Source organism: Myceligenerans indicum (genome assembly GCF_016742955.1).
GTDB classification, from domain to species: Bacteria; Actinomycetota; Actinomycetes; order Actinomycetales; family Cellulomonadaceae; genus Myceligenerans; species Myceligenerans indicum.
This window is the reverse complement of record NZ_JABBYC010000005.1, coordinates 72,354-86,293: the sequence shown is the minus strand read 5'-3', so window position 1 is coordinate 86,293 and position 13,940 is coordinate 72,354. Positions and strand designations below refer to the sequence as shown.

Here is a 13,940-nt window from a genome sequence, read left to right as displayed (position 1 = left end):
CCTTCAGCGAGCAGATGACCCTCGCGCGCGCGAGGGGCGCCGTCACGGACGGGCGACGCCCCTCGATCGTACCGATCCGAGTGCCCAGGGCGAACTCGGTACCGGTTCGCGGTCCCGCACCTCAGTCGCGGTTCGCGTCCTCGGGCTTGTCCTGGTCGCCGTCGCGGGACGGCTCCTCGTCAGCGCTGCCGCTCTCCGCCGCGCGAACCGGTTCGGCCGCCTTCTCCTCCGGCGCCTTCTCCTCCGGCGCCTTCTCGTCCGGCTTCTCCTCCGGCGCCTTCTCGTCCGGCTTGTCGCCCGGCGCCTTCTCGCCTGAACTCGTGGCCGGCTCCTCGTCGGGGCCGCCCCACTCCTTGGCCTTGGCCGCAAGACCGTCGACGGCACCCCGGACCTGCTCGGGTGCGAGCTCCTTGAGCTTCCTCGCGGCCAGATCCACGTTCTCGTCCGTGGCAAGCGCCTTCGCCCGGGCGATGTTCGCCGGATCGGTGACGAAGTTCTTGGCCGCGTCGAAAAATCCCATGTCCCACTCCTCCTGCTGGTAGCAGACACGTCCTAGTGCGTGATTCTCCTACAGACGACAGAACCTCCGTCGCCGCCGTGAAGGTACACAAGAACGGACGAAGACCGCATCCCAGAGCAACGGAGTGGCTCCGGGACGCGGTCTCGGGATCAGCGCGGCCTGTGCCGGCGCGCGAAGTACCCGCGGTCAGTTGCCGCCGAACTCCTTGGCCTTGTCGGCCAGGCCGTCGATGGCGCCGTCGGCCTGATCCGGCGCGATGTCCTTGAGCGTGTCAGCAGCCGCGTCGACGTTCTCGTCGGTCAGCAGCTCCTTCGCCTTCTCGATGTTCTCGGGGTCCGTCGCCAATTCCTTGGCCTTGTCGAAGAGTCCCATGCCTGCCTCCTTGTGCCGGTGGCACAGGAGCGTGTCCACGCCCCCTGTGGGCAACGGATGGTCCGCTGCCGCCCCCGAAGGTAGACCTCCGGGCGACCGCCCGCCACCGCAGGTGAAGCCCCCCTCGGGCCCGGCCGCGGGACCCGCCGGACGGGCCCCGGGGTCCCGGCGCCACGCCCGGCCATGTCACGGTTCGGCACGAATGCGCTTCACCAGGGCCTCGTGCTGCCCGTGGGTCAGCCCGCCGTGCGCCAGGTAGGCCGCGACCGACCCGTGTCGCGCACGCACGCCCGCCAAGGTCTCCAGCATGACCGCCCGGGTCCCCGCCGTACGCCGCGACCGGTGCAGCCAGGTCGGAAGCTCTGCCTCGGCGTCGTCCGCCGCCTCCCCTGCCGCATGCCGAGCCGCCCGCTGCTCCTCGAACGCCGCCCGCGCGCGCTCCATCGCCGCCACGTGCTTCTCCCAGCGGGGGGCGAGCCGGGAGTTCGTCAGCTCGTAGTCGTCGGCGATCAGCTCGTCATCGGCGCCGGCCAGCGACAGCACGAACGCCACGACCAGACCCGTACGGTCCTTGCCCGCCGCGCAGTGCACCAGCACCGGCCCCTCGGGCGCATCGGCGATCGCAGCGACGGCCCGGGCGAACAAGGCGGGCCGTCGCTCCAGCATGCCCGCGTACAGGGACGCCCAGGGCCCTTCCTCCGGGTCCCCCGGTTCCTGCACGGGGAGGTTCAGGTACTCGGGCGTGCCCGGATCGTCCGCCTCGCCGTCCTCGGACCGCTGGAACGGGTGGCTGTACTCCACGGTCTCGACCGGCCGCCGCAGGTCGATGACGCGCACGGTGCCGTAGGCGCGAGCCGCCCGGACACCGTCCGGTTCCAGCCAGCTCAGCGCCTCCGAGCGGATCAGGGTCCGCTCGGCGACGACCGCTTCGTCCCCGAGCGGCATCCCACCCAGGTCACGCGCGTTGAGCAGGCCGGGCCAGTCCAGGTGCATGGGTGTGTAGGAGGTCACGAGGCCGAGCGTAGACGGGGTCACCGACATCACCCGAGGGCGAGCACACGACGGCAGGCTGCCCGCCGGGAGACACGCGCCGCGGCGCGACCGCAGAGATCGGCGGGTCCCCGTGGATCCGCCCGCCCTGGCGGCGGACTCGCACCTTCCGATAGCACACGATGTCTCGCGCGCGGTGTGGACAACGGTGATCCGAACGCCCGGCCCACCACGTAGAGTCTTCTGCCATGGGTGAGCTCGGGCAGGTGATGCGCGTGGTGCGCACGCTCCTGCTCGCGTCCACCTCCCTGAGCCTCGCCGCTCTCGCCCACGGCCTGGGTGGTGGGGAGCTACCGGGCCTCGGCGCGATGGTTGCCCTCGGGATCCTGACGGTCTCGGCGTCGTGTCTCGTCGCGCAGGCGCGTCCGCGCGTGTGGACCCTCGTACCGTTCCTCGGCGCGGTGCAGTTCTTCCTGCACCACGCCATGGCGTGGTCGGCCACCGCGACCGCCTCCGGTTTGGGCACGGCGCAGCCCTTCGGCCATGCCGGGCACCATTCCGGCGCAGCCGTCACGGCCGCCGTCGCGCCCACCTCGCACACGGCGCTCGCCGGCGCGCAGGGCCATCTGGCGAATCCCCGGATGGTGGTGCTCCATCTCGCCGCGATCCTGGTCACGGCCGTGCTCATGGCGGTGGGCGAGGCCACCACGCGCGTCGCCCTCCAGGTGTTCCGGCACGTGGTGCCAGAGCTCACGGCGCCCCGCATGCCGACACCGGACCGGCCCAGGGTCCACCCTCGTCCGGCAGTGCTGCCCACTCCCCTGTCCGTGCTCCTGGCTCGGAGCACGCCCCGCCGCGGGCCTCCCGTGGCGTCCGTGGTCCCCGCCTGAGTTCTCCTCACACGTCCGCCGTGGTGCGGTCGTGCGGTGGTGAGCGCTCGGTCACGGCCACAGCGAGACACCTATCGGGCGGCGTGCACCACCGCGCGCTCTCGCCCGGCCCACCATCCAGTTGATGCCGCACGTCCCACCTCGGTCTCGGAGCCTTCGCGCCGACGCCGGGCTCCCTGGCGTGCCGCGAGAAAGGCAACGAAGACCATGAACCGTTCCACCATCTCCCCTGCCCGCACCCTGGCCGCCACGGCCGTCCTGGGGCTGACGCTGCTGCCCGCGGCCTGCACCGCCGGCTCGGAGGCCGCGCCGGAGGACGGCGCGGCGCCGGCCACGGACGCGGCGGCGCTGACCGTCGAGGACCCGTGGGCCAAGGCTGTCGACGACGGGATGACCGCGGTGTTCGGCACCCTGACGAACACGTCCGGCCACGACGTGCGGCTCGTGTCCGCCGAGTCCGCCGCCGCGGGATCCACGGAACTGCACGAGTTCGTCGACGAGGGCGGCTCGCCCGTCATGCAAGAGGCCGGCGACGGGCTGCTGGTCCCTGCGGAGACGTCCTTCACTCTGGAGCCGGGCGGTCCTCACGTGATGCTGCTGGGTGTGACCGACCCGCTCGAGCCGGGTGAGGAGGTCACGGTCGCCGTCACTGCGGAGGACGGGTCGGAGCTGGAGATCACCGCACCGGTCCGGTCGTTCGACGGTGCGAACGAGAGCTACGGGCAGGACGGCGACGCTCAGGACGGGTCCATGGACTCGATGGACCACTCCGACCAGGACGCCGGCGACGGCTCCGACCACGGGGAGGACATGTGACCGCGGATCCCGTTCAACCCGAGCAGCTCCCTGCGGACGGCCCGGGGCCGGGCCGCCCGTCGCGCCGGGGATTCCTCCGTGGCGGGGCGACATTCCTCGGAGGTGCGATCGGCGGGGCCGCGGCCACTTTCGGAGGCACGGCCGCCTGGGGTGCGACACGGCCGTCGTCGAGCAGCTCCGAAGCGCCGGATCAGGCAGGCCGTGCCACCGTCGCGTTTCGCGGGCCGCGCCAGCCCGGCGTCGGCACGACACCGCAGGCGTTCGCGACGCTGCTCGCGCTCGACCTGGTCGACGGGTCGGACCGGGAGTCCCTCGTCCGGCTCATGCGGATCTGGACCGACGACGCCGAACGGCTCATGGCGGGACGGCCCGGGCTGGCGGACACCGAGCCGGAGCTCGCGGCGGTCCCGGCACGGCTGACGGTCACGGTGGGGTACGGGCCGGGCGTGTTCGCGGCCGCGGACCTGCCCGGAAGGGCGCCCGCATGGCTGCGCCCGCTGCCCTCGTTCGGCGTGGACCGCCTCGCGGATGCCTGGTCGGGCGGCGACCTGCTCCTGCAGGTTTGCGCCGATGACCCGGTCACCGTCTCGCACGCGGCACGCGTACTGGTGAAACAGGCGCGGACGTTCGCGCGTCCACGCTGGCTCCAGCGGGGCTTCCGCAACAGTCCCGGAACGGTGGCACCGGGTACCACCTGGCGCAATCCCATGGGGCAGGTGGACGGTACGGGGAACATCGATCCCGCCGCCGAGCCGCACCTGATCTGGCACCCGGACGGCTCGGCCGGCTGGCTGGCCGGCGGGACGTCCGCCGTGGTGCGGCGCATCGCGATGGACCTGGACAGGTGGGACGAGGTCGACCGCGCGGGGCGGGAGAACACGATCGGACGGAGGCTGTCCGACGGCTCTCCCCTGACCGGACGCCACGAGCACGACACCCCGGACCTGGAAGCCAAGGGGCCGAACGGCTTCGGTGTGATCGACGCGGCCGCTCACATCCGCCGGTCCAGGACCCAGGACCCGCACGAGCGGTTCCTGCGCCGCCCCTACGGCTACGACGACGGGCCGGGCGACACCGGTCTCGTGTTCGTGAGCTACCAGGCGGACATCGACCGGCAGTTCCTGCCGGTCCAGCGCCGGCTCGACGAGCTGGACCTGCTCAACGAGTGGACGACGCCGATCGGCTCGGCGATCTTCGCCGTACCGCCCGGTGTGGGTCCGGGCGAGTACCTGGGCCAGGCACTGCTGGAGGGATGAGGCCGGGCCGGGACAGCCGGTGAGCGCGGGGGCCGCCGTCGTGCACGACGGCGGCCCCGTGCTCGACATCCCGAATTTCTTTGACTACGGTCAACGATATGTCGATCGACTTGCAGACGGCCGTCGTGCGCCGTTTCAACCGCAGCTACACCCAGCGGATCGGTGCCTTGGAGGACTCGTTCCTGGGCATGGGCGCCCCGCTCGGCACGATGCGGCTCCTGTTCGAGATCGGGTTCCGGAGCGGAACCGTCACCGACCTGCGTGCCCGTACAGGCCTCGACGCCGGGTACGTCAGCAGGCAGCTGAAACGGCTCACCGAGGACGGCCTGGTCGTCCTCAGCACCGACCCGGCGGATCGGCGACGACGCCTCGTGGAGCTCACGGCGCTCGGCCGGGAGCGCTGGAACGAGCTCGAGACCCGTTCCGCCGAGCGCGCACAGGCGCTGCTGGAGCCTCTGACCGACCGCCAGCGCGGTCGCCTGGCCCGCGCGCTGGCAGAGGCGGATCTCCTCGTGCGCGCCGCGCTGCTGCACTTCGAGACGGTGGATCCGTTGTCCGACGGCGCCCGGAGCGCGGTCGGGAGGTATGTCACCGAGCTCGCGACGCTCTTCCCGTTCGCCCCTGGCGAGCCCTCCGAGCGGGACGCGGCCGAGCTGCGCGCCCCGTCGGGGCGGTTCGTGCTGGCCGTGGACGACGGCGAGCCGGTCGCGTGCGGCGGCCTGCGGGACCTCGGGGACGGGGTGGCCGAGATCAAACGCATGTGGGTGCATCCCGGGTGGCGCGGGGCCGGGCTGGCTACGCGCCTGCTGCGGCACCTGGAGACGCTCGCCGCCGAGGCCGGGCACACACGGGTCCGGCTGGACACGAACGAGCACCTGGAGGCCGCGATCGCCCTGTACCAGCGAGCCGGCTACCGGCAGGTCGACCGCTACAACGAGAACCCGGACGCGACCCACTTCTTCGAGAAGCGTCTGGCCGGCGCGCCCGACGGCGCCGCGGCGCCGGAGGATCCCGGGACCTACCGCGGTGTCGTGTCGAGCCGGTAGAGGTGTTCCTCGATCTCTTCGTGGCGCGCCTCGGCGTAGGAGACCTCCGCACCGACCCGCGTGAATCCGTTCCGCGTGAGCACGCGCGCCGAGGCCGCGTTGTCGGCCGCGACCCGGGCGTGGAGCGGGCGTTCGGTCACCTGCCGGAGCAGTTCGGCGAGCGCGGCGGAGGCGACGCCCTGCCCCCAGACCTCGCGCCGCACCCAGTAGGTGACCTCGGTGTCCCCGTCGACCACGAAGCTGCCGACACTGCCAACGATCTCGCCGTCGTGGACGACAGCCTTCGTGACCGTCGTGTCGTCCGCGATGATCGTGCGCCACCTGGCGCGATAGGACTCCCGATCACCCGGGTCCGAGCCGATGAACGCCGCCATGTGCCGCGCCGTGCTGTCGGCCTGGATCTCGAAGAGAACATCCAGGTCGTCCTCGGTCAGGTCTCGCAGGCTCATCGGTCGCAGCGTGCCACACCGCCCCGGACCTGACAACGCGACCCCACCCATCTGCCCGGAGCACGTACCGACCCACGACACCACGGCCGGGGTTCGGGGCGAGGCATCCCGAGCGGGGCCCGGGGGCTGCGCCCCGCCGGACATGACGAGACGGCGTGGCCCGTTCCTGGGCACACGCCGCCTGTTGTGGTGCGGGGCGCGGGGGCTGCGCCCCCGTCGGATATGACGAGACGGCGTGGCCCATTTCTGGGCACACGCCGTCTGCTGTCGAGTGGGCGATACAGGACTCGAACCTGTGACCTCTTCGGTGTGAACGAAGCGCGCTAACCATCTGCGCCAATCGCCCCTGGTGGGGTGGTGGTGAGCGATACTGGGATCGAACCAGTGACCTCTTCCGTGTCAGGGAAGCGCGCTACCGCTGCGCCAATCGCTCGAGTTCGTGCGAGGTGGGTACGGGATTCGAACCCGTGTATACGGCTTTGCAGGCCGCTGCCTCGCCTCTCGGCCAACCCACCGTGAGGATGCTCCTGCGATATGAGCACGGGAGCGGGCCTCCGAGCGGACGACGAGACTCGAACTCGCGACCCTCACCATGGCAAGGTGATGCTCTACCAACTGAGCTACGTCCGCATAGCCGGACCTGGCGGGTTTCCCCGTGCGTTCCGGCGTGGTCTGAACATTAATCGAACATCGGCGTGGCCGTCCAATCGATTGCGTGGCGCTAGCGTGGACGATGTGCCCCCGACCCTGCGCCGATCAGCGAGAAACCGCACCAGTCCGACGATCCTGGCCACCCCTGGCGTGACCGGGAACACCGGCTGGGCCACCTTCGACGGGCGTGTCGCGACCCAGGTGACCCGCTCCGTGGACGTCCACGCCGATCCGGAGGCGCTCAGGACCGGCACCTGGTTCGTGGTCGTGGACTTCGAGGGCCGCGCCCGGGCATGGCAGTTCCGGGACGTGACCCCGCTTCCCGGGGCCGTCACGAACGGGACCGCGCCACCGTCCCCCACGCCCGGGCCGGGCCCGCAGGGAACGCCCTCCGCGGCACCGGCGTCGGGCGCCTGGACCGGGCCGGACCCGGACGCCTGGACCAGTTCCATGGATCGCGGCACCTACGAGGCCGCGGTACGCCGGATCCGCGAACACATCCGTGAGGGCGACGTCTACCAGGCCAACCTCTGCCGGGTGCTGACCGCGCCACTGTCCACCCGGCGTGCCGACGACGGTGCGCAGACCGAGCCCGACGCGCGCGCTCTCGCCGCCCGGCTCGCCTCCGGCAACCCCGCCCCCCACGCCTGCGCGATCCACGTCCCGGCGGCCACGCCCGGCACGGACGGCCACGACGTCGATCCGGTGTGGGTGGTCAGCGCGTCACCGGAGCTGTACCTGTCACTGGCACCCGGCCCGGACGGGCCCGTCGTCACCTCGGGGCCGATCAAGGGCACCGCCCGCACCCCGGAGGGCCTCGGCGACAAGGACCGTGCCGAGAACGTCATGATCACCGACCTCGTGCGCAACGACCTGCAGCACGTCTGCCGTCCGGGCTCGGTCGAGGTGAGCGGCCTGCTCGCCGTCGAGCACCACCCCGGGCTCGTGCACCTGGTCTCGCGCGTGCGCGGCGTCCTGTCCGACGACGTCGGCAGAGCCCCTGACGTCTGGCGGCACCTCCTGGCGGCGACCTTTCCTCCAGGATCGGTGTCGGGCGCGCCGAAGTCGTCGGCGCTGCGGATCATCGACGCCCTCGAACCGACGCCGCGCGGACCCTACTGCGGCGCCATCGGCTGGGTGGACGGCGACGCCGGAACGGCGTCGCTCGCGGTCGGCATCCGCACGTTCTGGTGGCAGCGCGGGACCGACGAGACCGGGTCGGGCACCCTCCACTTCGGCACCGGAGCCGGCATCACCTGGGGCAGCGACCCCGCCGCGGAGTGGCGGGAGACCGAGCTGAAGGCGGAACGCCTCGTGGGCCTGGCTTCGTCGGGCCCAGGACCGGCGGTTTCGCAGACCCCCACGACGACAGGCAGGATGAGCCCATGACGCAGACGGTGATCTGGACGGACGGGCGGCTCGTGACGCCCGACGAAGGCGTGATCAGCGCGATCGACCACGGCATCACGGTGGGCGACGGCGTGTTCGAGACCTGCGCCGTGTTCGACGGCCAGGCGTTCGCCCTCACACGCCACCTGAAGCGGCTCGCGCGATCCGCCGCGGGCCTCGGCATCGCGGAACCCGACGAGCAGCGGATCCGCGACGGTGTCGCCGCAGTCCTCGGCGCAGGCCCCGCCTCCGGCCGCCTGCGGATCACCGTCACCGACGGCGTCGGGCCGCTGGCCTCCGGGCGGTCCGCCGGCCCCCAGACCGTCGTGGTGGCCGCCGGGCCGGCGACGATCCGGGCCGAGGGACGCGCCGTACGCTCTCCGTGGACGCGCAACGAACGCTCCGCCGTGGCCGGGCTCAAGACGACTTCCTACGCGGAGAACGTCGTGGCACTCGCCGACGCCACCGCCAAGGGCGGCGACGAGGCAGTGCTCGCCAACACCCGCGGCGAGCTGTGCGAAGGAACCGGGTCCAACGTCTTCGTGGAGCGCGACGGCGAACTCGTGACACCTCCCCTGTCCGTGGGTTGCCTCGCGGGGATCACCCGAGAGCTGCTGCTGGAATGGGGCGCCGAGTCAGGGCTGCCGGTCCGGGAGGCCCGGGCGGGCGAACTGACCTTCGACGTGCTCGACGAGGTGACGGCCGGACGCGCACACATGCTCCTGACCGGGTCCGTGCGCAACGTGCAGCCCACCACCTGGCTCGACGGCGTCGACCTGCCCGCCGGTGAACTGTCCGAGGCCGCGCGCGACCTCTTCGAGAAGATGCGGCGCGAGCGGATCGACCCCTGAGCCAACGGTCGTTGCGGACGGTCCACGGCTGCTAGGATCTGTCCGCACCACCAGGGGCGATTGGCGCAGATGGTTAGCGCGCTTCGTTCACACCGAAGAGGTCACAGGTTCGAGTCCTGTATCGCCCACTCGACAGCAGGCGGCGTGTGCCCAGGAACGGGCCACGCCGTCTCGTCATGTCCGGCGGGGGCGCAGCCCCCGCGCCCCGCACCACAGCAGGCGGCGTGTGCCCAGGATTGGGTCACGCCGTCTCGTCATATCCGGCGGGGGCGCAGCCCCCGCGCCCCGCACCACAGCAGGCGGCGTGTGCCCAGGATTGGGTCACGCCGTCTCGTCATATCCGGCGGGGGCGCAGCCCCCGCGCCCCTGGCCGTGGTGCGGTGGACAGGGGCCTGCTCCTGGAGTGGGTTCGATCAGCGACGGACCGCCGGTCCGGGCGGCCCGTCGCGTGAGACCGGAATGGGCCCGTCAGCAGGCGGTGTGGGCCGCCTCCGCGGTCAGCAGCCCGTCGGACGTCGCCACGGGGATCGGATCACCGATCGTGCCGACGAACTCGCCGCCCGGGCCGTCGTGGTCGAACGCGAGCAGCACCCACTGCCCGTCCCTGCGCCGCACCAGCCGGCCGCTGTACCGGGACGAGTCGGTGAGCTGCCGGGCAGCCCCCACGTCGAACGGTCCCAGCGCCGATGCGGCAGGCGCCGCCCACACGCCGCCCGTCGTCGTCCGCGAGCGCTCCTGGGCCATGTCCTGCGCCAGACACGAGAACAGCAGGACCGGCACGCCGTCGACGTTCTCCACCTGCATGACCTCGAGCTGCCCGAAACCCTGCCCCGGTTCCGTCAGCGGCGGCCGCAGCTCCCAGGACCGCAGGTCCGGCGACCACGCGTGACCGACGACGCCGCGGTCGTCGGCCGGTCCCGTGCGGCCCCGCGCCGTGACCAGCATGTGCCAGCCGTCCCCGTCGGGATCGCGGAAGACCCACGGGTCCCGGAACGCCTCGTCGTGCCACTGGCCGTCCGCCAGCGTCTCGTACCAGCGCGGGTCCGCCTCCAGGACCGGGTTGTCCGGCGACCGGTGCCAGGTCATCAGGTCCGACGACGTGGCGTACCCGATGCGCTGCACGTTCCCGGCCGCGGTCAGGGTCGACCCGGTGTAGAAGAGGAACCAGGTCCCGTCCGGGTGCCGCACCACCGACCCGGTCCAGGTGGCCAGATCGTCGAAGGCCGGGGCGTCGGCACGCACGAGGGCATCCGTGACGCGTGTCCAGTGCACCAGGTCCTCGGAGACGGCGTGACCGATCGACGCGCGGTAGTGACGGGCGTCCGGGTCGTGCAGGGCACGCGAGGCGTACAGGAAGAACATGTGGTGGCGCTCGCCGTCGTCGGCGAACCAGAAGTCCCAGACCCAGGCCTCGGGAAGAGCGAACATCATCAACCTTTCACACCACTTGCGGCGACGCTGCTGACGAACGCGCGCTGGAAGGACAGGAACACGATCAGGACCGGGAGCGTGATGAGCGAGGTGTACGCCATGACCTCGCCCCAGGCCGGGTCGAGCTGGAAGAAGTACTGCATGCCGACCATCACCGGGCGCAACTCCTCCTGCTGGACCACCATCAGCGGCCACAGGTACTGGTTCCAGGCCGGCAGGAACGTCACGATCGCGACCGTGGCGAACGCGGGCCCGGCCAGCGGCGCGACGATCTTGCGGTAGATCGTGAACCAGCCGGCCCCGTCGATGCGGGCCGCCTCGTCGAGCGACTTGGGGATCGTCGAGAAGTACTGCGTGAACAGGAAGATCGAGAACGCGTTCGCGATGAACGGGATGATCTGCACCTGGTAGGTGTTCAGCCAGCCGAAGTCGTACTTGAGCAGACCGTCCTCCCAGACGAGGGTCGGCAGGTGCGACACCCAGTAGACCATCGGCACCGCGATCGTCTCGAAGGGGACGATGAGCGTCGCGATGACCAGGGCGAGCGCCAGGTGGCGGCCACGCCACCGCAGCCGGGACAGGGCGAACCCCGCCATGCTGTTGAGGATCAGTCCCAGCCCGACCGTCAGCACGGTGACGAGCACCGAGTTGAACAGGAACCGCCCCACGGGCACGCGGTCGAAGACGCCGGCGTAGTTGTCGAGGCTGATGTCGCCGACGGGGAGGAAGGCTCGCAGGGACGTCACGTCGGTCAGGATCTGTCCGTCCGGCTTGAGGCTGGAGACGAACATGAACACGAGCGGGAACAGGAAGAACACGGCGAGCGCCGTCAGGGTCGTGTAGGACCACACGCGGCGACGCCGGCGCGCCTGCCGCTCGCTGGCCGAAGGCGCGGCCTGCGGGCGCGCAACGGGGAGACCAAGAGCCACGGTCAGTCCTCCTCTCGGGTCAGGTAGCGCTGGATCAAGGCGATGACCAGCACGATCACGAAGAAGATGAGTGAGATCGTGGCGCCGTACCCCGTCTCCTGCTCCCGGTAGCCCTTGCGTACCGCGTGGTAGACGAGCGTGGAGGTGGAGTTCACGGGGCCGCCCTGGGTCATCACGTCGATCTGGACGAACAGGCCGAGGGCCGCGATCGTGATCGTGACCAGCACGAACACCATCGTCGAGCGCAGGCCTGGCCAGGTGACATGGGCGAACTGCTGCCAGGGCGAGGCGCCGTCCATCCGGGCGGCCTCGTACAGTTCCTCGGGGATGGTCTGGAGCCCGGAGAGCCAGATGAGCATGTGGAATCCGACGGCCTGCCAGATCGACAGCACGATGATGGCGCCGAGCGCCGTGCTCGGGTCGTTCAGCCAGGCCATGCCGTGCCAGGCGCCGAACGTGACGGTGTCGATGAACGAGTTGATCAGCCCGTCGTCCTGGTAGAGGAACCTCCAGAGGATCGACACCACGACGATCGACGTGACCACCGGAACGAAGAAGATCACCCGGAAGGCGGTGACGCCTCGGATCTTCTGGTTCACGAGGACCGCGAGCGCGAGACCGAGGCCGGCCTGGACGGGCACGACGACCCCGGCGAAGACGAACGTGTTGAGTGTCGAGCGCAGGAACACGGGGTCGGCCGTGAAGGCGCGCACGAAGTTGTCCAGCCCGACGAACCGCGGCGGGTTGGGAGAGATCAGTCGGGCGTTGGTGAACGACAGCCCGAACGCGAGCAGCGCCGGGATGACGAGGAACAGCACGAGCAGGGTCAGTGCGGGCAGGGCCATCGCCAGGCCTGCACGGGCCTCGGTCCTGCCCGCCGGTGAGCGACGGGGACGGACGCTCCGGAACCCGGCCCACAGGGCCGAGGAGGATCCGGATCGCGCGGGGGAAGAAGTGGTCGTCATGATGGTGGCTCCGTCCGGGGCGTGGGGCGGCCGCGCGGCCGCCCCACGCCGGTCAGGACGAACGGCTCAGAAGCCGTACCCGTCGTTGGACGCGATGTTGGCGTCGATCTCCTGGACCGCGCCGTCGAGCGTCGAACCCACGTCCGCGCCGTTCATGATGTCTTTCGCCGCCTTCTCGAAGGTCGACGAGATCACGGGGTAGGCGGGCGTCTCCGGCCTGGCCAGTGCGAACTTCTGGGACAGCTCGACGAACGGGCGCAGGTCACCGTCCTCACCGAAGTGCTCCGAGAGCATCTCCGCGCCTGCCGTGGCCGGGATGACCACCTGCTTGTCGCTGAACTGGGCGATGTACTCGTCCTTGAAGCTGAACTCCAGGTACGCACGCGCGCCCTCGGGAGACGCGCAGGACGACGAGATACCCCACTGCCACGACCCGCCGCCGATCCTGGGACCGGTGCCGAAGTCCGGCGGGGGCAGGATCAGCAGGTCGTCGCCCGCGGCCTCGAGCGAGTCCATGGCGTTCCAGACGCCGGTGTAGCTCAGGGCCACCTCGTCCGCGTTGAACTCCTCGTTCCCGATGGTGCCGTCGGCGCTGGCCCAGCCCTTGTCGAAGGCCTCCTGGAACCAGGTGAAGAAGTCGACGGCCTCGGGCCCGTTGAGGGCGCCGTCCGCGCTCAGGTAGGTGTCGCGGTCGATCTCGTCACCGCCCGCGCTCTGCAGCATCGGGGAGTAGGCGTAGGACCACCACTCGCCCTTGTCCTCGGCGCCGATGTCCAGCGGGGTCTCGTACCCGGCAGCCTGGAGGGTCTCCAGGGCGTCGTCGAACTCGTCGACCGTCCACGGGTCGTCCACGGTGGGGATGCGGATGTCGTTCTTCTCCAGCACCGACTGGCGGGCGAACACCGCGAGCGCGGCGTCCCAGTAGCCGGCGCTGTAGATGTCACCCTGATAGGTGCCGACGGCGGTCGGCAGCAGGGAGCCGGTGATCTCGGCGGGGAACTCGAGCGGCTGGAGGTAGCCGGCCCAGGCCCAGTTCGCCACGATGGGGCCGTCCATGTCGAGCAGGCAGGGCAGGTCGTCCGCGGCGGCGGCCGCGACGATGGCGTCGTTGTACGCCCCCTGAGGGAACGACTCCGAGACCACCTCGTACTGGTCCTGCGAGGCGTTGAAGTCCTCGATGATCTGTTCGTACACCTCCAGCTCCGCGGGGTTGCCCGCGGAGTGGGTCCACATGGTCAGCTGCTCACGACCGTCCTCGGTGGTGGTACCTCCCTGACCGGCCTGGCCGCACGCGGTGAGCGCGAGGGCTCCGGCCGCGCACACGGTTACGATCTTCATGGGGGATCTGCGGTACATCGTGATTCCTCTCCTGGTGACCCGACCCC

At 71.0% G+C, this 13,940-nt stretch carries 14 protein-coding genes and 5 tRNA genes; 7 read left to right on the top strand and 12 right to left on the bottom strand.

Translation table 11 applies throughout. From position 1 onward, the window contains the following. Positions 1–121 precede the first annotated feature (121 nt). The 3 genes from HGK34_RS05375 to HGK34_RS05365 form a co-directional block, all read right to left on the bottom strand. A complete protein-coding gene (locus HGK34_RS05375; RefSeq protein ID WP_201845538.1) occupies positions 122–520 on the bottom strand; it encodes a hypothetical protein in 399 nt (132 codons plus the stop codon). Positions 521–706: 186 nt separating this feature from the next. Beyond that, positions 707–892, bottom strand: a complete 186-nt coding sequence (locus HGK34_RS05370) for a hypothetical protein (RefSeq protein WP_201845537.1) — start codon at positions 890–892, stop codon at positions 707–709. 186 nt (positions 893–1,078) lie between these two features. After that, on the bottom strand, positions 1,079–1,903 hold the full coding sequence (locus HGK34_RS05365; RefSeq protein ID WP_201845536.1) for a tyrosine-protein phosphatase: 825 nt from the start codon (positions 1,901–1,903) through the stop codon (positions 1,079–1,081). 227 nt (positions 1,904–2,130) lie between these two features. Here HGK34_RS05365 and HGK34_RS05360 point away from each other — a divergent pair, with 227 nt between their 5' ends. The 4 genes from HGK34_RS05360 (at position 2,131) to HGK34_RS05345 (ending at position 5,890) form a co-directional block, all read left to right on the top strand. Further along, on the top strand, positions 2,131–2,772 hold the full coding sequence (locus HGK34_RS05360; protein WP_201845535.1) for a hypothetical protein: 642 nt from the start codon (positions 2,131–2,133) through the stop codon (positions 2,770–2,772). Positions 2,773–2,979: 207 nt separating this feature from the next. After that, on the top strand, positions 2,980–3,588 hold the full coding sequence (locus HGK34_RS05355; protein WP_201845534.1) for a copper chaperone PCu(A)C: 609 nt from the start codon (positions 2,980–2,982) through the stop codon (positions 3,586–3,588). Beyond that, positions 3,585–4,844, top strand: coding sequence for a Dyp-type peroxidase (locus HGK34_RS05350; RefSeq protein ID WP_307815784.1), 1,260 nt, complete (start codon positions 3,585–3,587; stop codon positions 4,842–4,844). The genes HGK34_RS05355 and HGK34_RS05350 overlap by 4 nt, the downstream gene beginning before the upstream one ends. A gap of 98 nt (positions 4,845–4,942) precedes the next feature. Further along, complete coding sequence (locus HGK34_RS05345; protein ID WP_201845533.1) at positions 4,943–5,890, top strand: bifunctional helix-turn-helix transcriptional regulator/GNAT family N-acetyltransferase; 948 nt, start codon at positions 4,943–4,945, stop codon at positions 5,888–5,890. Here the strand turns inward: HGK34_RS05345 and HGK34_RS05340 are convergent. The 5 genes from HGK34_RS05340 to HGK34_RS05320 all read right to left on the bottom strand — a co-directional run bounded on the left by HGK34_RS05340 (position 5,863) and on the right by HGK34_RS05320 (position 6,969). Continuing rightward, complete coding sequence (locus HGK34_RS05340; protein WP_201845532.1) at positions 5,863–6,339, bottom strand: GNAT family N-acetyltransferase; 477 nt, start codon at positions 6,337–6,339, stop codon at positions 5,863–5,865. The genes HGK34_RS05345 and HGK34_RS05340 overlap by 28 nt on opposite strands. Before the next feature lie 272 nt (positions 6,340–6,611). Continuing rightward, positions 6,612–6,685, bottom strand: a tRNA-Val gene (locus tag HGK34_RS05335). A gap of 12 nt (positions 6,686–6,697) precedes the next feature. After that, positions 6,698–6,772: transfer RNA gene (locus tag HGK34_RS05330), tRNA-Val, on the bottom strand. A gap of 11 nt (positions 6,773–6,783) precedes the next feature. Further along, positions 6,784–6,854, bottom strand: a tRNA-Cys gene (locus HGK34_RS05325). A gap of 42 nt (positions 6,855–6,896) precedes the next feature. Beyond that, a tRNA-Gly gene (locus tag HGK34_RS05320) sits at positions 6,897–6,969 on the bottom strand. A gap of 105 nt (positions 6,970–7,074) precedes the next feature. Here HGK34_RS05320 and HGK34_RS05315 point away from each other — a divergent pair. From HGK34_RS05315 to HGK34_RS05305, 3 genes are all read left to right on the top strand, one after another. Next, complete coding sequence (locus HGK34_RS05315; protein ID WP_201845531.1) at positions 7,075–8,379, top strand: chorismate-binding protein; 1,305 nt, start codon at positions 7,075–7,077, stop codon at positions 8,377–8,379. Continuing rightward, positions 8,376–9,230 carry an aminotransferase class IV gene (locus tag HGK34_RS05310; RefSeq protein WP_201845530.1) on the top strand — a complete coding sequence of 285 codons (855 nt, stop codon included), beginning with the start codon at positions 8,376–8,378 and terminating at the stop codon, positions 9,228–9,230. Before HGK34_RS05315 ends, HGK34_RS05310 begins: the two co-directional genes overlap by 4 nt. 54 nt (positions 9,231–9,284) lie before the next feature. Then, positions 9,285–9,358, top strand: a tRNA-Val gene (locus tag HGK34_RS05305). Positions 9,359–9,698: 340 nt separating this feature from the next. Here HGK34_RS05305 and HGK34_RS05300 read toward each other — a convergent pair. The 4 genes from HGK34_RS05300 to HGK34_RS05285 form a co-directional block, all read right to left on the bottom strand. Continuing rightward, positions 9,699–10,658, bottom strand: a complete 960-nt coding sequence (locus HGK34_RS05300; protein ID WP_201845529.1) for a glycoside hydrolase family 68 protein — start codon at positions 10,656–10,658, stop codon at positions 9,699–9,701. 2 nt (positions 10,659–10,660) lie between these two features. Beyond that, on the bottom strand, positions 10,661–11,590 hold the full coding sequence (locus HGK34_RS05295) for a carbohydrate ABC transporter permease (RefSeq protein ID WP_372433073.1): 930 nt from the start codon (positions 11,588–11,590) through the stop codon (positions 10,661–10,663). 2 nt (positions 11,591–11,592) lie between these two features. Further along, complete coding sequence (locus HGK34_RS05290) at positions 11,593–12,555, bottom strand: carbohydrate ABC transporter permease (protein ID WP_372433072.1); 963 nt, start codon at positions 12,553–12,555, stop codon at positions 11,593–11,595. A 66-nt stretch (positions 12,556–12,621) separates the two neighbouring features. Next, a complete protein-coding gene (locus HGK34_RS05285; protein WP_244666433.1) occupies positions 12,622–13,893 on the bottom strand; it encodes a sugar ABC transporter substrate-binding protein in 1,272 nt (423 codons plus the stop codon). Positions 13,894–13,940 lie beyond the last annotated feature (47 nt).

Coding starts and splice junctions, on each gene's coding strand:
- HGK34_RS05375 (WP_201845538.1), bottom strand. CDS start 520: ATGGGATTTTTCGACGCGGCCAAGAACTTCGTCACCGATCCGGCGAAC.
- HGK34_RS05370 (WP_201845537.1), bottom strand. CDS start 892: ATGGGACTCTTCGACAAGGCCAAGGAATTGGCGACGGACCCCGAGAAC.
- HGK34_RS05360 (WP_201845535.1), top strand. CDS start 2,131: ATGGGTGAGCTCGGGCAGGTGATGCGCGTGGTGCGCACGCTCCTGCTC.
- HGK34_RS05355 (WP_201845534.1), top strand. CDS start 2,980: ATGAACCGTTCCACCATCTCCCCTGCCCGCACCCTGGCCGCCACGGCC.
- HGK34_RS05345 (WP_201845533.1), top strand. CDS start 4,943: ATGTCGATCGACTTGCAGACGGCCGTCGTGCGCCGTTTCAACCGCAGC.
- HGK34_RS05340 (WP_201845532.1), bottom strand. CDS start 6,339: ATGAGCCTGCGAGACCTGACCGAGGACGACCTGGATGTTCTCTTCGAG.
- HGK34_RS05310 (WP_201845530.1), top strand. CDS start 8,376: ATGACGCAGACGGTGATCTGGACGGACGGGCGGCTCGTGACGCCCGAC.
- HGK34_RS05300 (WP_201845529.1), bottom strand. CDS start 10,658: ATGTTCGCTCTTCCCGAGGCCTGGGTCTGGGACTTCTGGTTCGCCGAC.
- HGK34_RS05290 (WP_372433072.1), bottom strand. CDS start 12,555: ATGACGACCACTTCTTCCCCCGCGCGATCCGGATCCTCCTCGGCCCTG.
- HGK34_RS05285 (WP_244666433.1), bottom strand. CDS start 13,893: ATGAAGATCGTAACCGTGTGCGCGGCCGGAGCCCTCGCGCTCACCGCG.